Origin of the sequence: Apilactobacillus micheneri (genome assembly GCF_002993975.1) — a bacterium.
In the GTDB taxonomy this organism is placed as follows: domain Bacteria; phylum Bacillota; class Bacilli; order Lactobacillales; family Lactobacillaceae; genus Apilactobacillus; species Apilactobacillus micheneri.
The window spans coordinates 136,137-160,377 of sequence record NZ_POSO01000002.1 but is presented as its reverse complement, the minus strand read 5'-3'; the positions used below and the strand labels follow the sequence as shown (position 1 = coordinate 160,377).

The following is a 24,241-nucleotide window of genomic DNA, read 5'->3' as shown; positions in this document are numbered from 1 at the left end:
TGGAAAACATTGACATTTTCAAAATCATATTGGTAGTGTTTGCTTTCAAAATTAAACACAAAATATAGTATTTATTATTTTAGAAAGGATAATTTCACAAATGAATATTAAGTTAGTTGTAGTAGGAAAATTAAAAGAAAAGTACTTTAAAGCGGGAATTTCCGAATATGCCAAGCGTTTATCTCGTTTTTGTAAATTTCGGATTATTGAAGTTCCAGATGAGAAAGCTCCAGAGTCGCTTAGCCAAGCTCAAATGGACAATGTGATGGAAAAAGAAGGCCAGAGAATTTTATCTAAGATTTCGGATCGTGAATATGTATATGCTTTAGCCATCTTAGGTAAAGAAAGAACTTCGGAAGAATTTGCGAAAGAATTAGACAAACTAACTACATATGGTAATTCAGATATTACTTTTGTTATTGGTGGATCATTAGGGTTATCACCTAAAGTCTTAAAAAGGGCAGATACACAAATCTCATTTGGTAAATTTACTTTGCCCCATCAATTAATGCGTCTAGTTTTAACTGAACAGGTATATCGTGCATTTATGATTAATGAGGGTAGAATATACCATAAGTGATTTTTATATTGTTAATAACTGAATTTTGTTATTGTTATTTTTTGTAAATGATTTGTTATATTAAACAAATACAAAATAGTCTATATCTATATATAATTAGAATATTTTGTATTTTGCAACTTATTTTCTGTATTAGCTAAATTGTCTATAACCTAGAATACTAAAGTATATAAAATTGTGTAAATAATATATGGTTGAGAATCATACCCTCTTAAAATAAAATATCAAAGTTAAGGAGAGTATGTTTATTAAATGGCGCATTTTATGTTTATCTTAATTTTTTTAGTATAAGTTTCCTCTGGTTCTAATGTTTTTAAAATATATTAATAATATACTTCGGGAGTAAAAAGGGAAAACGTTCTAGTTAATAATCTATTAAATTTGTCCTTTTGTAATTAATAATATCTATGATATTATTTTCTATAATTATTATTGCAAAAGAAAAAATTATCTTTTAATGTACAAAAATTATTATAGATACTGTTTAGATTAATCCCACTTTAAATAAATATATACAGGTAAATTATAAATTTTAATATGCTATAACTTTTATTTTCTCTCTAGTAGAAATAATTAGCATTGTATTCTTATAAATAAAAAGAGTAGTTGAACATTTTACTTAAAAAGGATATGATTTTTAATATATCTTAATTGTTTTTTTATGAAAAAATTATTATAATATAATCTAGATTAATTATATAAGGAGTGTATTTATATGTTGAAGAAAAGAAAAATAGTTTCATGCGGTGTCTTGTTTTCTACTTTATTGGGATTAGGTTTATCAACAAGTAATGTGATGGCTCATGCCGATTCTCACAGTACTAATGGTTCAGTTCCAGATACTAGTGTTTATAATAACGGAAGTCCTATTGATCCTAGTAATAGTAAAAATAGTTCAACTGATTACGCTAAAAAGACTTCTAAGGCAACTGTTAAAGTTGTAAATGGTTATTTAGTTTTAGAAGCAGTACCTGATTTTGACTTTGGTATTCAAACTGATAATAGTAGTGCAATGAGAGCTAACTTATTTGGTAATGGTGCAAGTAATGGTCAGATTGCAGTTTCCGATAGTAGAAATGGTAATAATAACAATTGGACTTTGAATGCTTCTCTTGGTAAATTTACTTCGCCTGACGCAGGATATACTGACAATAAAGCAAATGCTAGTGACTGGACTTTAAACTTAAATAATACAAATTCTAAGAATAACCAAAATAACATTATTCAAACAAACCCCGTAAGTTTAAAGGGAAGCGATGATGGTAATTCTAATGCGAAGACTGTAATGCAATCAAGTCCCGGAAAAAATAAGGGTGAAACAACATTAGATTATGCAAGCAATAGTAGTCAAGCCACTCTTGATATGCCAGGCAATCTAAAAGTAGGTACTTACAATGCCCCAGTTTATTGGTCACTAGGAGCTGGATCAACACCAGATCCAACACCTGGAACACCAACTGATACTAGTAAAGCTCAACAAACTTCAGGTCAACAAACTCCAGGTCAATAAACTCCAACTGGGTGGCTATTAGATAGTCTTACAGTCTAGATGTTAGACTTTTTATTATCTCAAAATGGATATAATTTATATCCGTTTTAATACATATTCAATGGAGAGCTATTTTTATGAACAAGTTATCAAAGAAAAATTTTTTATTTTTAATTTTCTCATTGCTATTGTTTTCTTCACTAACTTTATTTTTTAATCAATCAAATGTTTATGCTACCAATGCGCCTGCGCTAGCATTGAAACCTATATATCCTAATAACCAAATAATGAAAAATGGAATTTTTTTTGTAGACACTAAGCCTGGAGATGTGCAGGATTTGGATTTAAGTTTGATAAATTTATCCAATGAAAAACAAGACATGATTGTTTATCCAACTACTGCATATACCACTAATGGTGGGGCGATTAGTTTTGATAATACAAAGAGATTTCCTAAAGACCATAGTCTTAAATATAAGTTTTCTGACTTAAGCATCAAAAAGAAATATCGTGTTACTTTACAACCAAATAAAGCCACTACTGTGAAAGTTCAAGTTCGTATACCTAAAAAACATTATGAAGGTATTATACTTGGATCTTTATATGTTAAGCCTAAATTAGACGAGGCATATTATAAACAAAATGGTGCAAGTATTACCAATAAATTTGCTGTTGCAATGCCAGTATATTTAAGAGATCGGAATATAAAAGTTGTACCTAAACTAACTTTGGGTAAAGTTGGTTTTAAGCAACAAAATAGGAATGGTATTATCTATAGTCATCTTTACAATGAGCAACCAACAACATCTACTAATATGACTATGAGTAATAAGATTTATAGAAAAGGTGATTCTTCTCACATTTTAAGTAGTGCAAAAGAGACCGGTATGAGTTTAGCACCTAATTCTAATTTTACTTATGATAATTATGTAAATAGTAATTTAATGATTCCCGGAACTTATCATATTCATATTGATGCAAAAGATGGTAATAATAATCATTGGAAGATAGATAAAGATTTTAATGTAAGTTTTGAACAGGCACTTGAATATAATGCTAAAAAAATATGGTGGTGGTTAATAATAATAATAATATTATTAATTTTGATACTTTTATTGGTGTACATCATATATAGACAACATAAAAAACATAAAACTTTGGAAGATAAGGATTAATTTTAAGATGATATAAATGTTTAAATTGAAATTTTCGATTATTTTATTAACAATCATTTTAATTTTTGATAATTTATCAATTAATGTTTTTGCAGATTATTATGATGGTAGAAAGTCTAGAATTATTATTAAGACAAATAAGCCTCAACCAATGGTTAGGATTGAACCTAATTTAAATGACTTTTTTCCTCCAATAATAGTTATTTGTAAAACAATAATAATTATTTTGTTGATAATTATTTTAATTTTACTGTTAAAAATACTTATTAATAAGGTAAAAAATAGGGGGCTATGATAATGACGAAGTCATGGTTTATAAAAATTAATATTATCATCTTTTTTATAATATTTTTTTGTATACTTTATTTTAGTATTGGTATCTATGCTAAACAAAAAAATAATGTATCAGTTAGACCAATGTTAAGTGGACTTCCGATTATAAAAAATAGCCGTTATTTTAATTTATCTGTTGAACCCAATAAGCATTATAATATTTCACTATTGGTGACAAATAATACCAATAAACAATTGTTTTTTAGATCTATTATAAAAAATGCAAGTACAGCTGATAATGGTAATATAGTTTATAATAATCTAAGTCATAATAATGACATGTTATTGTCAGGTTTAATAGGTAAGAATTTAAAATTTAATACATTAAAACCCTTTACTCAAAAAGTTATAAGGTATAATTTTTACACCAAAAGCAATTTATTTTATGGATCTAAGCTTGGAGGTGTGATTACAACCTTTTATGATGTTGGCAATAAAAAATCAATAAAGAATGAGGTTAGTTATATTAATGGAATTTCTTTCAATGAAATTAATTTAGAGTCTAATTTACAAAAATTATCTATTGGAAATTATTTCTACTCTGACCAAAATCATGGATACATGATACAAATTAAAAATCCAAATAGTATTTTGTATAGACACTTGCAGATTGATTTAAAAACTAATAATGATATATTAAAGAAATCCTTTTCAGATATTAATATTGCGCCTAAAAGTAGTTTTTACCTAATTTTACAAAGTAATAATAAAAATGTACTATTAAAAAATATTTCCGTAACTGTGAATCATAAATTAAATTTAAATAAAGAATTTAATGGGAATTCTTTTATTCATTATAAGTTTTTAATCTTTTTTATATCTACTGCTATACTGCTTATATTGATGATTATTGTTCGGAGATGATATTTTGAGATGTTTTAAGAAACTATTATTATTTTTTATGTTGTTGATAATCCTTTGTTTAAAATGCAATATTAGTATTCACGCAGATACACAAATTCCAGCACCACCTTCGGGTGGTCCATCAATGCAAGGTAATTTTAATGTCATTGGATCCAATGTTCCTAAACAAATATACGATAAATATAATAATGTTCAAATTATCACTGATGGATCACAAAGAACTAAACAGGCAATGTGGTGGAAGAATAAGGTTAATGTTACTAAACCTTTTACAATTAAGTTCTATGCTTACATTACAGCGCCAGATTTAAGTAATGTTGCTGATGGTATAACATTCTCATTGCAAAATGATGATAGGAAACAGATTACTGATAGTAATGGTAATCCTATTAAAAGTAATGCGATTGGTACTAATGGGGAGTCCATGGGTGCTTACGGTGATGTGAGAAGTAATAACTATTATGATGGTGATTATATAAAAAATGATTTTTCATATGAGTTTGATCCCTATTACAATGGGGACTATAGTGATAACGGATTACAAGATAAATTTGGCAATTCAATAACAGGTCAACATACTGCATTTACTACAACAGATTCTACTGGTATTAATGGTCTAACTCGAGGTAGTTTATATGGTAATTATGGATTTAGTCAAAATCATTACGATGCACATCCTTTATCAGACTGGCCTGGAATTTTACTTCCTAAATGGCATAAATTTATTTATAATTGGACACCAAATAGTGATGGGACAGCAAAAGCTGATGTTCAGATTGATGACAGTAGTATTCATCAATCTCATGTGATTGATATCAACCAGATATTAGGGGCTAACAATAATAACCCATATGTATGGTGGGGATTTACAGGTTCAACGGGATTGTATACGATGATTTCTGCTATTGCTGATACCGCAGTTACGGGAGACCCTGGTATAACTAAACTGGCTTTGGATATATCAAATTTATCAGATGATAAGAAGAAACAAATAAAATACAATATAGACAATTCTAATCAATCAGAATTAACAAAAAAGGAATTAATAGATTGTATATATAATCCTAATTCATCATCCTCTGATGCAGATTTATCAAACATGCTTGTATCTTTAGTTCCCTCAGAATATTTTTCAGCATCTGTTAAAAACACTAATGTTGGTGATGTTATACTCTATAAAGTAAGTATTTATAATTATAAGACTATTGATGGAATTGGAAATGATTGGACTAATGTTAAGGTGGTTGATGATAATTTATCTGATAAAGGAATGACTTCATTAGATAATCGGAATAATATTGATGCTACTTATGAAGATATTCCACCTATTGATATTAATTCCAATAGTGATGTGCAACCATCATCTGTTGGAATAAGAACAATAATTAATTCTAATAAAAATATTTCTAATCCAAGAAGTAACATAGTTGTTGCTAGTGGAAGTAATTTTTATGGAAATAGTATTGAGGGAAATAATGCTAGTCGCTCAAGTGTAGCTAATGTATATGTTAATAAAACACTCCCGCCAATTAATAATAGAATATTAGTGGATAATAAGATGACTAATGTTAATAAAAATGATTCATTGAAATCGGATAATCTGTCCGATGTATCTAGTTATAATTCTATTAAGTATAGTACAAATTTAAAAAATATTGTTGATGGTTCTAAAACAAGTAATAGTGGCACTTATAGTTTTTGGGTTCCTAGTTTAAATGGAAATCAAGCTGATATATCAGTTAATAATAAACAAATATCATCTAATGCTACTAATAGTTCACCTTACTACAAAATTAGTGATAATTATGAATATAGCAATTCTATAGGAAATTATTTGAATAAAAATTCTAATGATAGTAAAAGAAAACTTGTTACTATTTACAACTTACCATCTATTAGTGTGAATAATGATGTTAATATTACAGCCACAATAAAATTAGATAATAAAAATCCAACATCATTTTCATCTACTCCTACGTTTATGGATGGAAGCGATTACTATATTGGTCAAAAAGAAAACTATAATTTTGATAACGGAAATTTATCCTTTAATTATATAAACGATATTGATTATGGGATAAAGGATAGTTTTTATATAAATACATTACTTTCTCCTTCAAAAATAGAAAGACAAAATAATTATTATAGCGTTAATAAAAATAAAGTTTATAATATGGCTCAAATTTACGATTCACGGAGATATAAAATTCCCTATAGCGTGTATTTATCCCAGATACCGATAAGTAATAACTCGGTAAATGAAATTGGCTCTAAAGAATCTCCATTTATTTTACATTATTTTAAAAATAATAATGATAATATTTTGAATCCAAATAGTGAACCTATAGACATATTTAATAATAATATAACTAATGATGATGATAATGATACTGTTTCTAATATAAATTGGGATAATCAAAATGAATTAAAATTAGGTAATAATACTAATTTTAATGAACATAATTATAGTATACAAAAAGGAACAACTAGTTATAATGCAGAATTAAATTGGAGCATTAAAGATAATGGAACTCCTTAGAAACGTTATAATAAAAATAGTTGATCATTTATATAAATGATCAACTATTTTATTATGTGTAAACATTAATGGGATAATTTTTACATAAAACCTCATCTAAAAAGGTTAAGATAGTCCTTATCATAAGTGATTAAATTATTAAAACTTTAAAAATGAATGTGTATTAAATTCCTTAAAGAATCTGCTAGTTTAGATAATGCTTAAATATAATTTAATATATTATAAAATATTTTAATATTTATGAAAGAGATGATTCAATTGGATTTAAATTGTATAAATTCATATGACAACTTTAAAATTGTTGGTAAATGGGGAATAGATAAAAATAATTTAAACATTGATGGTTTTTTGAATTACGATAATAATGGTATAAATTTAATAACTAATGATTCAATTACCGATGATTTTCTAATAAATTCTGAACGTATTGATTTTATTTATGGTAAAGGCTTTATACATATTAATAACAATAAATTTTATGTAAGCCACATATCTCTTTATAAGAACTATTTTAGTATTGACGGGATAGCTGGTTTAAGTAAAGTATATAATTGCAAATCGAAATATATATATGGGTAATATGTTTATAAACAATGATATAAATTTTAATTCTTGTTCAATTTATTTATCAAATTTTAGTCAATTTATTAATGGCGATTTGAACATAAATCAAATTAATAATATCAAGGATTTAAATTCATCACGTAAAAATGAAGATAATATAAATATTTCTTTAAACAATAAATGTATTTATGTTAATAAGCATAGTTTATTAAATAATATAATTGGTTATCAACTATCAAGCTATATTAATTTAAAAAAAGATAACATTAACTTGTCTGATGTTAATAAATATGAAAATATTTTATCTACTTATTTTTCATTAATATCTTCTTATATGCAGCAAGTACTCAAATCTTTTTTATATTTTAATGATAATTATAATGTTTTGAAACTTTCTAGAACACCTATAAAGAAAGTTAAAAAACAAGATTTCTTTTTTGAGCTTAAAAGAAATATAAGAAATAGCGAATTTATTGATATTATAATAAATTCACTATTTGAATGGATTAATAATGTAGATGAGCTAAAACCTATATATGATATTTCAATAGTATCTCCTGAAATTGGAACTATTGATCAACAACTTTCTGGCGCTTTTTCTGGTCTAGATATGATAGCTAAGCATTTTTTAGATGATAAATTAAATGTTCTTTTAAAAACAGAAAATTCAAAATTAGAAAAATCTAAAAAGAAAAATAAAACATTTGATATGAAAGTCTTAGTAATACTAAACAGTTTTGATGATGAAATTGTTCAACAAATATTGAATAGGTCTAGATTTAATGATAAATATTCTTTATGTAATTTATTATGGAAAGCAAGAAATGGGAGTTCTCATAGTTCTTTAGAATATAAATCTGATTATGTTTCACTTGAAGATAGATATATGATATTAATTATCTCTCAATTTATTATTAGAATTTGGATGTTAAAAAAAATAAAAATACCAAAAGATATTATACAAGAAGAATTATTATTTAATAATAATTTACAAAGTGAGCTATTATTTTAGATAATAGTTTACAAAAAATGCTCTGATTCATTCAGAGCATTTTTATTATCTAAATTTTTCTATGCATACACATCATCATTTGCATAATAAGCTTTTTTAGCCAATGAAGTATTTCCAACGATTGATAATTTTTTACTAGAGTTGGATGGTAAAGTAATATAATCATCAAGATTTCCATCAACTTTAATATAGTCATTCATGAGCTTTTTAAATTCATTTCTAATTTTTTCAATTTCAATTTTATTAACAATATCGCCACCAATAATGATTTTTTGTGGACGAATTAAGAGGGTAGATTGAATAGCTGCTTGAGCAATGTAATAAGCGACAATGTCCCAAATAGGATTAAACATTGAAACCTCTTGATAACTTTTATTAAAACGAGCTTGAAAAGCAGGTTCAGCAACTAAGCCCTCTAAACAGTCACCTTGATAAGGACAAGTTCCTTTAAACGTTTGATCTTTAGGATGACGTTTAGGGTAAATATGACCAATTTCAGGGCTGCCTTTGTAGCCAACTAATTCACCATCATTTACAATTCCAGCACCAACACCTTTACTAATCGTAATGTAAACTAAAGACATTACTGGTTTGTTATTTAAAATAGATGCGATATATTCACCATAAGCAGTACTATTAACATCGGTAGTAAATGCCATTGGCACTTTTAAGTAATGCTTTAAAGTCCCTAAAAGATTAACATTCGACCAATTAGGTCTAGAAGAATCGGTAATATAACCATATTTAGCAGAATATGACCTTAATTCTAATGGCCCAAAAGATGATATGCCGATCGCTTTAACATCTGGAATTTTTTTAAAATAATTAATAATATTTTTGAAGGTCTCATTAGGAGTAGACAATGGAAATTCGACTTTATCTTTAATATTGATTTGGTTATCACTAACCGCACAAGTAACGTTATGATCACGTAATTCAATGCTTCCTAGCAACATAGGAATCCCTCTTTTCATATTTACATAAATACTATGAACAACTAAAAAATACCACTTTATGAAACCGTTTACAACATTTTAGTTGATTTTTATTGTAAGCGATTACAAAAAGTGCTATCTTTAACTTGTAGCAATCGCTATGGACTAAAAATAAATTTGAATAATTAATTGTGATTAACGAGGTGATTTTAATGTTATTCGGTAGTATTGAAGCTGGTGGCACTAAATTTGTGTGTGCGATTGGTGATGAAAATTACAACATTAAAGATAGTATTCATATTCCTACTACTACTCCAGAAGAAACAATTGGAAAATGTGTAGAATATTTTAAAAAGTTTGATGACATTAAAGCAATTGGGATTGCATCATTTGGGCCAATTGAAGTCAGAATTGATAATCCTAAATATGGATATATTACTGACACACCTAAGAAGCATTGGTCTAATACTAATTTCTTAGGTACGATGAAAAAATATTTTGATATTCCAATGTATTGGACAACCGACGTGAATGGATCTGCTTATGGTGAATACATTACCTCGATTAATAATCACAAACCCATCCATTCACTCGTTTATTACACTATTGGAACTGGAGTGGGTGCTGGAATTGTTGATAATGGACATTTTTTAGGTTATCTAGGACATCCAGAAGCAGGACATGTCAGATTGAAACGTGCTAAAGGCGATGAACATTTCAATGGCATTTGCCCATATCATGGTGATTGTCTTGAAGGGATGGCCTCAGGACCTACTTTCAACGCTAGAACTGGTAAAAATGGTAAGGATGTTCCATTAACTGATCCTTCATGGGATTATGTTGCTTATTATGTCGCTCAAGCAGCCGTTCAAGCCACTTTATTTGTAAGACCAGAAAGAATTATTTTTGGTGGTGGAGTTGTAAGTGAGCCATTCTTAGATATGGTTAGAAAACATTTTAAAGCAATATTTAATAATTACCTTTCAGTAGGTGATTTGAAGGAATATATTCAAATGCCTCAAGTTCCACATAATGGTTCTGCAACCGTCGGGAACTTTTCACTTGCATTAAAACAGTATTATAAGGAAAATATTGTTAAAATCTAATTGAGGTGAATATGATGACGAATATTAAATTTGATACATCCGCACTAAAACAATTTGTAGATGAAAACGAATTAAAAGAAATTAAACCAATGCTTAATACCGCTCGTGATGAGTTATTAAATGGTACTGGTGTCGAAAGTGAAATGCGTCAATGGATGACTTTACCCATTGATTATGATAAAGAAGAGTTTAGTCGAATTAAGCAGGCGGCTAACAAGATTCAATCAGATTCTAAAATTTTAGTTGTGATTGGAATTGGCGGTTCATACTTAGGTGCCAAAATGGCGCTTGATTTTCTTCATGACAATTTCTATGAATCAGCAGATAGTAATAAATATCCAAAAGTGGTTTTTGCGGGAAATTCAATTAGTGGATCCTATGTTAATGATTTAATTAAATTAATTGGGGATAAAGATTTCTCAGTTAATGTTATTTCTAAATCAGGAACTACGACTGAACCATCTATTGCTTTTAGAATTTTTAGACAACTATTGATTAATAAATATGGTAAAGATGAAGCTAATCAACGTATTTATGTAACTACTGATGCTAAAAATGGGGCATTAAGACAAGAAGTTAATGAAAATAACTATGAATCATTTGTAATTCCAAATGGAATTGGTGGTCGTTATTCAGTTCTTTCAGCGGTTGGTTTATTACCAATTGCCGCTTCCGGTGCTGACATTGATCAATTGATGAAAGGTGCAGCAGATGCACAAAAGCATTATATGGATACTTCATTAGAAGATAATGGAGCATTACAATATGCCGCTTATCGTAATATCCTTTATCGCAAAGGTTATACTAATGAAATTTTGGAAAACTATGAACCTAACTTACGTTTCTTAGCTGAATGGTGGAAACAATTGGCTGGTGAAACTGAAGGTAAGAGTAATAAGGGAATTTATCCAAGTTCAGCTAACTTTTCAACTGATTTGCATTCATTAGGTCAATACATTCAACAAGGGATGCGTAACTTAATGGAAACAGTGGTTAGAATTGAGGAACCTCAATCAGATATTAAGATTCCAGTTACTGGTAACAATAATGATGGAATTCAATATCTTGAAGGAAAATCCATGAACTACGTTAATGATAAAGCCTTTCAAAGTGTTATCATTGCCCATACTAATGGTGGCGTTCCTAACATGGTTGTGAACTTAAAAGATCAAAGTGAATATAGTTTAGGTGAACTAATTTACTTCTTTGAATTTGCGATTGCTGTTTCTGGATATTTGAATGGGATTAATCCATTTAACCAACCAGGAGTAGAAGATTATAAGAGTAATATGTTCGCATTACTAGGTAAACCTGGTTATGAAGATTTAAAAAATAAAATTGAAAAAGACATGTAATTTATACAAAAAGGCACTTAGAATCTCTGTTCTAAGTGCCTTTTTTGTATAGTATATTTATTTTAGGGGAATATTTTGACCATTTGAGGTTATTTATAAATCCAATTTAAAGAAGCGGCGTTCCAATTCTGATTAACCTTTAAGTCTATTTTGTATTTATGATTTTTATTGATATTAAACTGTTCATTCTTAATTAAAGTTTTAGTCATATTGTACTACCTTCTTCCTTGTTTGGATTGTTATTAATATATCAGTAGTACCTTAAATGAAACTTAAGGATTATTTATTTTTTGGCAAGAATGGAAGAAGCAGCGATTGATAAACCAATTGCTGATATTACACCTAAAACTAATACTTTATATAAAAAGATTCCATCATCATTATCAGGTAAGTTCAAATACATAATTAAAATAATACTTGGTATAAAACTACCACATATGCCTAATAAAATGCTTAACATATTTATGTTATATTTCTTAGCTTTGATAAATAAGATGATATTCATTATTAATAGTATTAACGTAACTATATAAAATATAATGCAACCTACAATAAATATAATATTAACAATTTGTACATTATAAAATGACATGCCTAACATCAGTGTAAAAGGGGCTGCAAATATCATTGCTACTGCAATAATGATATCAAGAATTCCAGTTATTTTATGAATAAATTTATCCTCCAATGTTCAATTAATATATACATAATTTAACATATAAAATTTTGACCAACATTTCCAGGTAAACTAATATAATACTAAAAGAAGGTGGTAAGTATTAGTTATATTATATTTGTTTCATGTGTAACAATTGTATTATTGTTTCTATTTTTAATGGTTGGCTTTTTATATAAAGGCCATCATGTTGCGTTAGGAACTTTATTACTTATTTGTACTTTGTTTGCATCTTGTGTAATTTACGTTGTTGGGTCATTTCAAATTGTTCAATATCAAGCTGAATCAACTGTTAATCAAGAACTTAATTCTAGCAATGTAGATAGATCTGCAGTAAAAGATACATATACTAAAAAATATTTAGCTAGTCATAAAATTTTTAAAGCCAAAATAAATGGCGAAATAGAATATTATAATAAGGCTGTTATTGGAGCATTTAGTGTAAATAATAAAGATGCTGATATTAAAGTTAAGTCAGTCAATGGAAAGTTTAAAGTTCAGGATTTAAAAATTTATAAAAAGACTTAGAGATGAAAATTTATGTATAGAATTAATAATGAAAATTTGGAAACCATTATTGGAACATTAATATCATGGTCAATTATTGTTGAATTATTAATCCAACTAGGTTTCTTATACGATACTAGTGAATTTATTGGAACGACGATGTCTATTATTTGGTTAATCGCAAATATGTATTTAATTGGTTCCTATATTATACATGATGCTTTAAATAAAAATGTAGAGACTCCCTTTTATCGTAAATTTTTAGCAGGGCAGGGAATTGCGATGCTATTTTTTTACCTAGTTCTTATGGCAATGGTAGGATCTCCAGGTTGTATGTAAATTTAAATAAAGAAGGAAAATTATGAGAAATAAGAAATTATTAATCAGTATGTTTACATTAATATTGTTGATATTACCCACAATGTCAGTGTCAGCCAATCATAAAAGTAAGATTATGAAAAGTGACATTCCAACTATGATGAATTTTTATTGGGAAAATTGGCGTCATGTTCAACTAACTGCTCCAATGAAAGTTGACTGGATTAAAGACTACAAAGATGCCGATAATGCTTGGCAAAGAAAAGTTATTAAAAAACAAACTTTAAAGTCTGGCAGTAAAGTTTATGTAACTGCACTATTTAACACCTTTACGGTTTTAACTCACAAACCTGATAGTAATAGCACTGATATGCATCATCAAACTGAAATGTATGCAAAAATTCATGGAGTGCCTAGAATCCAATTACTTAATGATCACAAATATAATTTACCGGTTAAAGAAGTACATTATAAGCAAGCCAAAATAAGCGATTTTAATGATAAAATTTGGTATCGTGGTCAATTTAATAATAGTGCAGTCAGTGGTAATTTTGGTAGTTCTATCTTATTGTTTCCTACATTAAAATCTATGAAAAAATATGATAATGAAGATGAAACTTTGGGTGACTATGAAGATGGTGATCCAGAAGCTAAAGAGCTGGCTCAACTTACCAATGATCTTAAAGAAGCCAAAAAGCCCGCATTAGAAATTCCTAGTAAGACAAAAAGAATTGTTTATATTAAAAAAAATAAGGGAAATTATCTGGCTAAACTCAATCATAGTAATAAAATATATTATTTAGATTCCAGCAACGAGATCGGTACTTATAATACTATGCTAGGAGGTAAAACAATTCAGTCCAACTTTGATCCTACAGAATATAATAAAATATTGACACCAAAAGGTTCACGTTTATTTCTATATAAGGGGATGAAGTGGATAGGGTCAAAAAATAAATTCTATTATAATGGTAATCGCTGGATCAAGAACAACAAGATATTATATTAAAAATATATTGTATTCAAATTAATAGCATTCCATAAATACATCTTATACAATACAATTAATAGCTTAGAGCTATGAAATAGTATATAATTAAAATAACATTAAAATAAGATTAAAAAATCAAATTAGGAGGGCACTATGGAACAAATTAAAAGATTATATAGTCGATTCCAACCAGAACATTACGATATCTATTTAGATATTAATCGTGAAGAAAAGACTATTTCTGGTAAAACAACGATTCAAGGGAACGCTTCTGATAAAAATATTTCGGTTCATCAAAAAGGCTTAAAGGTAAATGCTGTAAAAGCAGATGCTGATGACTTAGCTTATGATGTTGATGATGATAATGAAATGATTAACATTGAATTACCAGGAGCTGGAGCAGTTGAATTTTCAATCGAATATACTGCTGCTTTAACTGACTCAATGATGGGAATTTATCCTTCATACTATGAGGTTAATGGTGAAAGAAAAGAATTAGTAGGCACTCAATTTGAAACTAATTTTGCCCGTCAAGCATTTCCATGTGTTGATGAACCTGAAGCTAAAGCTAAATTTAATTTAGCCATTAAATTTGATGAAAAACCAGGTGAAATGGCCATTGCTAACATGCCTGAAAACAGAGTTGAAGATGGTGTTCACTACTTTGATGAAACTGTTCGTATGTCAACTTACTTGGTTGCATTTGCCTTTGGTGACATGCAAAGTAAAATGACTGAAACTAAGAGTGGGGTTAAAGTTGGTGTTTTTGCAACTAAAGCTCATAAATCAAATGAATTAGACTTCGCATTAAACATTGCTAAACGTGCAATTGAATTTTATGAAGATTTCTATCAAACTCCATATCCACTACCACATTCATGGCAATTAGCACTACCTGACTTTTCAGCTGGTGCAATGGAAAACTGGGGCTTAGTAACCTATCGTGAAGCTTTGTTACTAATTGATCCAGATAATACTTCATTATCAACTAAGCAATTAGTTGCTACTGTTATTACTCATGAACTAGCTCATCAATGGTTTGGTGATTTAGTAACAATGAGATGGTGGGATGACCTATGGTTAAATGAAAGTTTTGCCAACATGATGGAATATGTATCAGTTGATGCATTGGAACCTGATTGGCACATTTGGGAAACTTTCCAAACCTCAGAAGCACCCGCTGCTTTACAACGTGATGCGATTGATGGTGTTCAATCAGTTCACGTTCAAGTTAACCATCCTGCAGAAATCGATGCATTATTTGATCCAGCTATTGTTTATGCTAAAGGTGCTCGGATGCTTGTTATGGTTAGAGCTTTAATCGGTGATGATGCATTAAGAACTGGATTAAAGAATTACTTTGCTGCACATAAATATAATAATGCTACTGGTAATGATTTGTGGGATGCATTAGGTGCTGCATCAGGCATTGATTTAGCAAATATTATGAACTCATGGTTAGAACAACCTGGCTATCCAGTTGTTTCAGCAATGGTTGATGATGGTCATTTGAAATTAACGCAAAAACAATTCTTCATTGGTGAAGGTGAAGATAAAGGCCGTATCTGGCAAATTCCATTAAATGGTAATTATGATGAAGATCCTGAAATCTTCAAAGATAATCATGTAGATTTAGGTGATTATGATGAATTACGTCAAAAGAATGGTAAACCTTTCCGTATTAATGTCGGCAATAATTCTCATTTCATCGTCAAATATGACGAATCATTATTGAACGATATTTTAGATCACTCTGATGAATTAAGTTCAATTGATAAGATGCAAATTTTACAAGACTTACGTTTATTAGCTGAAAGTCGTCAAATTTCATATGCATCAGTTATTCCAGTACTATCTAAATTTGCTGATAGTCATTCTAATGTAGTAAACGATGCATTATATCGTTTAGCATTTAACTTAAGAAAATTTGTTAAACCAGCATCCAAAGAAGAAAAGAACTTAAAACACTTTATGAACCAATTAAGTGTTGATCAAGTTCAACGTTTAGGATGGGATAGTAAAGATGGCGAATCTAATGATGATCAATTAACTCGTCCATTGATTTTGCATGCATCACTATATTCTGAGAATGAAGATACCATGGATAAAGCCCATGCAATCTTTGAAGATAATAAAGATAATCTAATTGGTTTACCAGCTGATACTCGTGTATTGATATTATCTAATGAGATTAGAAACTTTAATGATATGGACTTGTTTGAAGATTTATTAGATGACTATCGTCATACAGCTGATCCAAGTTACAAGTCTGATATTGCGGCAGCACTAACTTCAACCAAAGATCCCAAATTATTGGCAATCATTGTTGCTAACTTTGAAGATAGCAATACAATTAAGCCTCAAGACTTACGTTCATGGTTTAGAGGAGTTCTTGCTAATAATGATGGCCAACAATTTGCCTGGGATTGGATTCGTAATGAATGGCAATGGTTAGAAGATACTGTTGGTGGTGACATGGAATTTGCATCATTTATTACTGTTACTGCAGGTATTTTCCATACTCGTACTCGTTTTGACGAATTTACTGAATTCTTTGGCCCTAAGGTGGATAATCCAGGATTGACTCGTGAAATTAAGATGGATACCAAAGCCATTGATACTCGTGTTGATTTAGTTGAAGCTGAAAAACAAGCAGTTAACGATAAATTAGCTGAATAATATTTCAAAAGTACTGGTAATATATCAGTGCTTTTTTTGTTAATCATCTCATAATCTAAATGTAACAATTTGTAAACGCATTCCCCCTTTAAAAATAGTACTATGTAGTTAGTATTGATTTTGGAGAGGTGTAATATTAATGAAGTTTAAATGGATGAAAAAAACAGTATTAGTTACATTGAGTTTGGTAACTTTAGGAGCTACTGCTAATGGTGTTACTGCCAGTGCTAGTTCTTATAATGCTCAAATGAATGATAATGCGAAAACGGCAAAGGCTGCATATGCATTTGACATGAACGATGGACATGTTTTTTATCGTAAAAATGCTTATAAGCGTATGCCAGTAGCTTCAACTGCTAAATTAATGACTTTATATTTAGCAATTCAAAAGGCACAAAGTACAAGAAATGGTTGGAATCAAAAGATTACCATGCCTAATAATCTTGCTAGAATGAGTCAAAATCGTTCTTTAGGTAGTTATAAATTAACCGCTGGTAAGAAATATACGGTTTATAATTTGTATCGTGCAACGGTAATTGCTTCTTCTAATAGTTCGGCAATTGCTTTAGGTCAATGGGTTGCCGGTTCTAATACTAATTTTATTAAAAAAATGAACCATCAAGCTAGAGACTGGGGACTAGGTCGTCAAGCTACTTTCGTGTCAGCATCGGGTCTAGAAAATTCAGATCTATATGGCTATGGAGTTAGATATGGTGGATACTATGCTTATAACAAAGTTAGTGCTAAAGCATTAGGTATCATTGCCTCAAATGTTTTGAAAATATATCCAGATGTTGTAAATACATCCAAACTTTATCGAGCTAAACAAAACGGTCAATTGATGCATAATACTAACGAATTATTGAAGGGTGGTTTGAGATACTATCCAGAATTACACGTTGATGGATTAAAAACTGGTTACACACCACTAGCTGGTAATACTTTAGTAAGCACTAGCCAATTACCTGGAAAAGATCGAGTAATTATTGTTACCTTAAATGATCGCTTCAGTGCTTACAGTCAATCCAAGATGTATAAGGCTATTTATAAGTACTCACCATACTTCAATCAAACTGATACCAATAGACAAAGAACTAGTAATAGAACGCCTGCGATGGCCCAATAAAATTTATGATTAAGAGCTGATAATAAATCAGCTCTTTTTTTATAAAAAAATTAAGCATAACTATTGCATTAAAAAATAATGATAGTATTATGAGGATAATCTTAATCGTTAGGAGGAGATAAATATGATTAAGAATAAGAAAAATCATTTAGACTTATTGCACTTAGTATCTGACAAATTTAAATTGCCTACTGGTATTTACAAACAAGATATGAGGAATGTTTTTAATTATATTATTGTCTCTACCAATCGATTGGATAAGTTGAAGCGTTCCGCAAACTAATTATTTAATTAAAGGAGATGTTTAATATGACAACAGGTTCAGTAAGTGAGTTTTCAATTTTAAATTATAAGAATTTCTCAGTCAAAGACGAGAAAGGTAGCGTGTTTTATATTAATATCTCTAATCGTCGATTAAACCGACTAAAGCAATAAAATAATAATTTAGTTTCGGAGATGGTAATCATGAAAATGAATAAATTTAATTTAAAAGGTAGTGCTCTAACTGTTATTCAAGATACTAATAAACGTTTGGATAAACGAAAGCGTTAATTAATTTTATTAAATTGCTTAAATTAGGAGATGTTTAACATGATTGCTAGCAAATTAACCTCTTTTAAAAAATTTAAATATAATATCTTCAATAATGCTAAAACTGCAAATGGGTGTTTAGATAAACGAAAGCCATCTTGCATTAGATAATTATTTATGGAGATGATTAAAATGGTTACAATAAATCTATATTTTAATTCTGAAATTAAAAGTGTATCAATCTTTTCAAAAGTGATGATGAAAAGACGTGATCGTCTAAAGCGTTAACCTAATTGTTGATGGGTTACGTTATTAGGGGATGATTAATATGATTAAAAATTTAAACTTAAATTCAAATAAACATGCTCTACCGCTGGGAGTTTACAAGGATGGTAAGGGTAATGTATTTATCAACTCATTGAATAATTACATTACTGATTCTATTAAAGTAGAATTACCCCCAACTTAAATGAAAGGTGTCGTTCGTGATATACGAGCGACACCTTTTTTAATTGTTATAAACGTAATTATTGAAAAAATCATATCGTTATGTATAATATATTATATTGAATATAATATTAAATAATACATAAAAAGAAGGTGTTAATTAATGGCACTTAAAGTAACAACTGAGTTATTAGATGGGTGTGTACTAGGTGTTTTGAGCAATGATGATTATTATGGATATGCTTTAACACAAAAAATTCAAGAAAGTATTTCTGTATCCAGTTCTACTATTTATCCAGTTATGCGTAGACTAAAAAAACAAGGATTAGTTACTGTTTATGATTCTCCTTATCAAGGTCGAAACCGTAGATACTATAAAATCACTGATGATGGTAAGAATGAACTAAAGCAAATCATCTTTAACTGGAAAGAATTTCAAAATAATATTAATAAATTAATGGGGGATGAATAGAAATGGATCAATATTTAGAAGAATTGCGTAAATATTTGTCAAAATATAACAGTGAAGATGCTGAAAGTGCATTAGAATTCTATACTGATTACTTAACTGATGGTCCATTTAGTACTTATGAAGATTGTGTTAATGATTTGGGTACGCCTAAATTTTTAACGAGAAAGATTATGGCTGAACAATCAATTAAAAGGAATAAAGATAGTAAAAAGTCACGTGAAAATATGAAAACGATTTGGTTAGTAATATTAGGCATATGTTCGACGCCAATTACGATTCCATTAGCAGTTATGTTCTTTGTTTTCTTTGTTATCATGCCACTAGTTATTTTTATCTCAATATTTGCAGTGTTGTTATCAGTATTTCTTTCAGGAATTGCCTTTATTATTGGTGGTTTGAGATTTGATTTACAAACTATCTTAATGTTTATAGGTGCTGGTCTAGTAGCAATCTCTGTTTCAACTATTCTATTTTGTGGTTTGTTCTGGATTTCTGCCAAAACAATTACCGGAATTAAGAAATTATTTATATGGGCTTATGGAAAAATTGGCAAAAGAAAGGGTGATAAATAATGAAGAGAATTATGCAAATATCAGGTGTAGTTATAATCATAGGATTTATATTATTTATAATTGGTTTTGCCAAAAATGATTTTCAATTGCCTAATGGACAAAATAATCCTAATAATAAAATAACGCATACAGTTTCCAAAAAATTAGGTAATTTTAATTCAATCAATATGGATATCTCCAATGCTGGTTCAATGGGGATGCCGGTTACCATTAAGAGTGGCAATGAATCTAAAATTGAAGCAAAATTATCCAAAAAGCAAAATTTAGATTATTCAATTGCCAATGGTCAGTTAAATATTAAAAATAAAAATACATCTGTTTTATCTAAGTTATTAAGAATTGGATATTTAGATCATAATAATTCTTCAATTACTATTTATGTTAAAAAAGGCACTCAATTGTCATCACTTTTGGCTAAAAATGATTTAAGTGATTTTAGTATTGATGGCTTGAATATTACTAATGGCATTAATATAGATGGTGGTGTTAATGCTAAAAATATTCATGCTGGTAGCATTAAAGCAGAATCCGGTGATGATGATGTTTATATTGCTAACAGTAAATTTGATAAAGGTCATAGTGACTTGTCTAGTGCTGATGGAGACGTTTCTCTTCATGGAAATGAATTTGATTCATTAAATGCTTCTAGTAATGACGGAGATGTTTCAATGAGTGATAATATAATTCACAATGGCTTTAGCAAATTAGAAAGTTCCGATGGTGACTTGAACTTAGGGCATAACAGTTGGCATGCTTTAAGCTTATCTAGTTCCGATGGTGATATTAGTTTTGACCATCAAGATATCAAACATAGCTTAAGAGCGGATTCTTCTGACGGTGATATTGATGGGGATGTTTACAGTAATGATAATGCTAGAATTGTTTCTAATACTTCGGATGGTGATAACAATATCGATTCTAGTTTAAATCATCCACAATCTAATAAGGTTTATAACTTTACCAGTTCCGATGGTGATATCACAATTAATTAATTCTTGTATCAGTCAAAATAAAAGCTAATATGACCTCACTTTGTTAGAATTTAGTTAGTGAATATTTTAGATTCATTTTTAATAAAGTGAGGTCATTATTATGGACAAAAAATATTGGACAATGGAAAGATTAGATCGATTATACAAAGATTGGGATCCTAAAGTACTAACCGATTTGAAAGCTAAAATTGCAAAATCAAATTGGCGTTTAGGTTACCATATTCAAACCGAAACTGGTTTGTTAAATGATCCTAATGGTTTTTCATATTTTAATAATCAATGGCATTTATTTTTCCAAGCATTTCCATATGGTGGAGTGCATGGATTAAAGAGTTGGACTCATATGGTTTCTGACGATTTAGTTAATTGGGAAAATACTAATAAACCAATGGTTCCAGATCGTTATTATGATCGTCATGGTTGCTATTCCGGTAGTGCAATTAATGTTGATGACAAGTTATTCTTAATGTATACAGGAAACGTCTTTGAAGATGATGATGAATATCGTCGTCATCCATATCAAGATGGTGCCTGGATGGATAAAGATAATAATATTGAAAAATTATCAGAACCATTAATTGATAATGCACCAGCTGCGATTACTGGTCACTTTAGAGACCCACAAATTTTAAAACATGGTGATTATTACTATGCTATTTTGGGTGCACAAAATATTGACAATGAAGGTGAAATCCTAACTTATCGTTCTAAGCATGTTGATAAAGGTTGGGAATTTTATAAAGTGATGGATTTAGGTCATGATAATTTAGGCTATATGGCTGAATGTCCTAATTTAGGTTTTGTTGATGGAAAAGTTGTCTTAATTTTCTGTCCACAAGGTGCTGATGATACTAAATTTAGTTATGATAATGTTCATCCTAATGCTTATATCACTGCTGATGATTTTGATTGGGAAAATATGAAATTAATTAATCCATCAGCAATGCATCAAGTTGATGAAGGCTTTGATTTCTATGCTACTCAATTATTTAATGCACCAGATGGTAGACTACTAGAATCAGCATGGATTGGTTTACCAGATACGAAATACCTTTCAGATAATGAGGGCTGGGAAGGTGCATTAACAATGGTACGTGAACTACACATTAAAGATGGCCGATTAATTCAAACCCCAGTTAAAGAAAATGATTCATTAATTGGTGAAAAAGATAATGTTGAAAATGGTATGCAATTAGATAAACAAAGTCTAATTAAATTTGATGTCGAAGATGGCAAAGATAATGAAATGTTGATTAATTCTGATGACAGTTATCTAAAACTATCTTTTGATAAGGATTCACATAAATTAAACTTAACTCGTAAAAATATCGGTGAAGATGCAGAAAGCCGCAATGTTTTACTTGGCTCATCTAGATTACAAGATTGTGCAATTTATTTTGATAACACAGTCTTTGAAATTTATATTAACGATGGTCAAAGAACAATGACTGGAACATTCTTCCATGATGGTAAACACTTAAATCTTAAATTTAACAATTTAGATAATGTATCTGTAAATAAATTATCTAATATTGGTATCAATGCTTAAATAAAAAAGATTCTTGTACTTTTGAGTACAGGAATCTTTTTTTATACAAACTATTTTTTATTTTCTTCTAAAATACCATCAACAATTTCCTGAATGTTAATATTATTCATTTCTTGTTCAGCTGTTTGTTGTACTTTGTCGTAAGCATGAGTCAACGTTTTTTGAATATTAGCACCTACGATACAATTTAAATTAGTTTTAGGATCTACATGTAATAATTTAGGTTCTTCAATAGCATTATAAACATCTAGTAAACTAATGTCTTTAGCTGGACGACTAAGTTCTAAGCTTATTTTTCCAGGAGTACTATTTATTAAACCAGCATTACTTAAAGTAGCCATTAAACGTCTGACTAAACTGGGATTAGAATCAATACTGCTGGCAATCGCACGACTAGAAAGGTCAGTACTACTATTCGATATTCCAATATAAGTTAGAACATGGATAGCATCGCTCAATTTATGTGAGTATTTCATGCAATATCACCATCCATTTTTATTGCAATGCTTCTCTTAAAGCATCTTCAATTGATGTTAGGGGATGCCCAAGCACATCTGGCAAATCATTAGTATTTTCTTGTAATTCGCCATCTTTAATTAGTGCTTGAATATCAGTAACCACTTTAGCTACTGCTGCAGGTAAATCTGCTTTTTGCATGCCTTCTTCATATTCATCTAGACTTACTTCTTTAACTACAAAATCATTAGCGGCAACTTTCTTTAAAGCATTGGATAATTCAGCGTAACTTCTACTTTGACCAGCAAATTCATATATTTCCTTAGGCTTATCCATAGTTAGTACTTTAACGGCACTTTCAGCATATTCTTTTTCTAATGCCCAACCAACTTTGCCATTACCTGCAGCATATACAAAAGTACCACCATTATTAGCAGCTTTTAAAGTAGCTAATTCGTTTTCTAAGTACCAATTGTTTCTTAAGAATGAACGATCAATGCCCATTTCTTTGATATATAGTTCTGTTGCAGTATGGTCTTTTGATAGGAAGTTATCAGCTTTATCAGCATGAGGAAAACTAGTGTATGCGATATATTTTACATCAGCTTTTTTAGCGGCATTGACAACATTTTTGTGTTGTTGTAAACGAGAAACTTCTCCACCAGGTTGTGATGAAATAAATAATAATTTATCCACATCTTTTAGTGATTCAACTAGTTGATCTTTATTAGTATAATCTCCAGGACGGACTTTAATATCTTCAGGTAGTTCTTTTTTAGCTTTATCTACATTTCTAGCCAAAGCAATAATATCTTTGTGATCTACTAAGTTCATTAAATAATTAATAGCGGCTTTGCCGAATTTTCCAGTAACCATTGTAATTGCGTATTTCATAATTAAAGACTCCTTTTGATATGTTACTTATAAAGTAACAGGTTGCATAAATGATTTCAATAAAAAAGAATGCAACATT

Annotated in this window: 23 protein-coding genes; 20 read left to right on the top strand and 3 right to left on the bottom strand. The window is 29.2% G+C overall.

All coding sequences use genetic code 11. The features are described 5' to 3' along the window. The first annotated feature begins 100 nt into the window (after positions 1 to 100). The 6 genes from rlmH (at position 101) to C7N41_RS02715 (ending at position 8,556) form a co-directional block, all read left to right on the top strand. Positions 101 to 580, top strand: a complete 480-nt coding sequence (rlmH, locus tag C7N41_RS02750) for a 23S rRNA (pseudouridine(1915)-N(3))-methyltransferase RlmH (protein WP_105964214.1) — start codon at positions 101 to 103, stop codon at positions 578 to 580. Between the two features lie 715 nt (positions 581 to 1,295). Next, a complete protein-coding gene (locus tag C7N41_RS02745) occupies positions 1,296 to 2,090 on the top strand; it encodes a hypothetical protein (RefSeq protein WP_105964213.1) in 795 nt (264 codons plus the stop codon). A 116-nt stretch (positions 2,091 to 2,206) separates the two neighbouring features. Continuing rightward, positions 2,207 to 3,244, top strand: a complete 1,038-nt coding sequence (locus C7N41_RS02740; RefSeq protein WP_105964212.1) for a DUF3324 domain-containing protein — start codon at positions 2,207 to 2,209, stop codon at positions 3,242 to 3,244. 297 nt (positions 3,245 to 3,541) lie between these two features. Next, positions 3,542 to 4,441 carry a WxL protein peptidoglycan domain-containing protein gene (locus C7N41_RS02730; RefSeq protein WP_157944953.1) on the top strand — a complete coding sequence of 300 codons (900 nt, stop codon included), beginning with the start codon at positions 3,542 to 3,544 and terminating at the stop codon, positions 4,439 to 4,441. A 124-nt stretch (positions 4,442 to 4,565) separates the two neighbouring features. Then, positions 4,566 to 6,980 carry a lectin-like domain-containing protein gene (locus C7N41_RS02725; protein ID WP_105964209.1) on the top strand — a complete coding sequence of 805 codons (2,415 nt, stop codon included), beginning with the start codon at positions 4,566 to 4,568 and terminating at the stop codon, positions 6,978 to 6,980. Positions 6,981 to 7,638: 658 nt separating this feature from the next. Beyond that, positions 7,639 to 8,556 (top strand): HEPN domain-containing protein, encoded by a 918-nt coding sequence (locus C7N41_RS02715; protein ID WP_140936080.1) that lies wholly within the window; start codon positions 7,639 to 7,641, stop codon positions 8,554 to 8,556. Positions 8,557 to 8,615: 59 nt separating this feature from the next. On the opposite strand, the gene C7N41_RS02710 is transcribed toward C7N41_RS02715, so the two are convergent. After that, complete coding sequence (locus C7N41_RS02710) at positions 8,616 to 9,512, bottom strand: ROK family protein (RefSeq protein WP_105964206.1); 897 nt, start codon at positions 9,510 to 9,512, stop codon at positions 8,616 to 8,618. 191 nt (positions 9,513 to 9,703) lie between these two features. On the opposite strand from C7N41_RS02710, the gene C7N41_RS02705 reads away from it, so the two are divergent. The 14 genes from C7N41_RS02705 (at position 9,704) to C7N41_RS02650 (ending at position 22,812) form a co-directional block, all read left to right on the top strand. Further along, on the top strand, positions 9,704 to 10,597 hold the full coding sequence (locus C7N41_RS02705) for an ROK family protein (RefSeq protein ID WP_105964205.1): 894 nt from the start codon (positions 9,704 to 9,706) through the stop codon (positions 10,595 to 10,597). Positions 10,598 to 10,611: 14 nt separating this feature from the next. After that, entirely contained in the window at positions 10,612 to 11,952 is a 1,341-nt protein-coding gene (locus tag C7N41_RS02700; RefSeq protein WP_105964204.1) for a glucose-6-phosphate isomerase, read from the top strand. Positions 11,953 to 12,242: 290 nt separating this feature from the next. After that, positions 12,243 to 12,485, top strand: a complete 243-nt coding sequence (locus C7N41_RS02695) for a hypothetical protein (RefSeq protein WP_105964203.1) — start codon at positions 12,243 to 12,245, stop codon at positions 12,483 to 12,485. 287 nt (positions 12,486 to 12,772) lie between these two features. Beyond that, complete coding sequence (locus tag C7N41_RS02690; RefSeq protein ID WP_140925706.1) at positions 12,773 to 13,156, top strand: hypothetical protein; 384 nt, start codon at positions 12,773 to 12,775, stop codon at positions 13,154 to 13,156. A gap of 12 nt (positions 13,157 to 13,168) precedes the next feature. Beyond that, positions 13,169 to 13,474, top strand: coding sequence for a hypothetical protein (locus C7N41_RS02685; RefSeq protein ID WP_105964201.1), 306 nt, complete (start codon positions 13,169 to 13,171; stop codon positions 13,472 to 13,474). A gap of 22 nt (positions 13,475 to 13,496) precedes the next feature. Next, a complete protein-coding gene (locus tag C7N41_RS02680; RefSeq protein WP_105964200.1) occupies positions 13,497 to 14,462 on the top strand; it encodes a hypothetical protein in 966 nt (321 codons plus the stop codon). A 135-nt stretch (positions 14,463 to 14,597) separates the two neighbouring features. Further along, positions 14,598 to 17,123 (top strand): M1 family metallopeptidase, encoded by a 2,526-nt coding sequence (locus C7N41_RS02675; RefSeq protein ID WP_167390227.1) that lies wholly within the window; start codon positions 14,598 to 14,600, stop codon positions 17,121 to 17,123. A 139-nt stretch (positions 17,124 to 17,262) separates the two neighbouring features. Further along, positions 17,263 to 18,249: a D-alanyl-D-alanine carboxypeptidase family protein gene (locus C7N41_RS02670; protein ID WP_105964199.1), complete on the top strand. Its 987-nt coding sequence runs from the start codon at positions 17,263 to 17,265 to the stop codon at positions 18,247 to 18,249. 124 nt (positions 18,250 to 18,373) lie between these two features. Continuing rightward, the gene (locus C7N41_RS07645; protein ID WP_157944952.1) at positions 18,374 to 18,532 is read left to right on the top strand and encodes a hypothetical protein; all 159 of its coding nucleotides are present in this window, start codon (positions 18,374 to 18,376) and stop codon (positions 18,530 to 18,532) included. Positions 18,533 to 19,108: 576 nt separating this feature from the next. Then, positions 19,109 to 19,249 (top strand): hypothetical protein, encoded by a 141-nt coding sequence (locus C7N41_RS07640; RefSeq protein ID WP_157944951.1) that lies wholly within the window; start codon positions 19,109 to 19,111, stop codon positions 19,247 to 19,249. A gap of 141 nt (positions 19,250 to 19,390) precedes the next feature. After that, complete coding sequence (locus tag C7N41_RS02665; RefSeq protein WP_105964198.1) at positions 19,391 to 19,699, top strand: PadR family transcriptional regulator; 309 nt, start codon at positions 19,391 to 19,393, stop codon at positions 19,697 to 19,699. Between the two features lie 2 nt (positions 19,700 to 19,701). Further along, on the top strand, positions 19,702 to 20,271 hold the full coding sequence (locus tag C7N41_RS02660) for a DUF1700 domain-containing protein (protein ID WP_105964197.1): 570 nt from the start codon (positions 19,702 to 19,704) through the stop codon (positions 20,269 to 20,271). Then, positions 20,271 to 21,263 (top strand): DUF4097 family beta strand repeat-containing protein, encoded by a 993-nt coding sequence (locus C7N41_RS02655; protein WP_105964196.1) that lies wholly within the window; start codon positions 20,271 to 20,273, stop codon positions 21,261 to 21,263. The genes C7N41_RS02660 and C7N41_RS02655 overlap by 1 nt, the downstream gene beginning before the upstream one ends. A gap of 100 nt (positions 21,264 to 21,363) precedes the next feature. Beyond that, positions 21,364 to 22,812: a sucrose-6-phosphate hydrolase gene (locus C7N41_RS02650; RefSeq protein WP_105964195.1), complete on the top strand. Its 1,449-nt coding sequence runs from the start codon at positions 21,364 to 21,366 to the stop codon at positions 22,810 to 22,812. A 50-nt stretch (positions 22,813 to 22,862) separates the two neighbouring features. Here the strand turns inward: C7N41_RS02650 and C7N41_RS02645 are convergent, their stop codons facing one another. Beyond that, positions 22,863 to 23,288, bottom strand: a complete 426-nt coding sequence (locus tag C7N41_RS02645; protein ID WP_105964194.1) for an Rrf2 family transcriptional regulator — start codon at positions 23,286 to 23,288, stop codon at positions 22,863 to 22,865. 19 nt (positions 23,289 to 23,307) lie between these two features. Further along, positions 23,308 to 24,162 carry an SDR family oxidoreductase gene (locus C7N41_RS02640; RefSeq protein ID WP_105964193.1) on the bottom strand — a complete coding sequence of 285 codons (855 nt, stop codon included), beginning with the start codon at positions 24,160 to 24,162 and terminating at the stop codon, positions 23,308 to 23,310. Between the last annotated feature and the right edge of the window lie 79 nt (positions 24,163 to 24,241).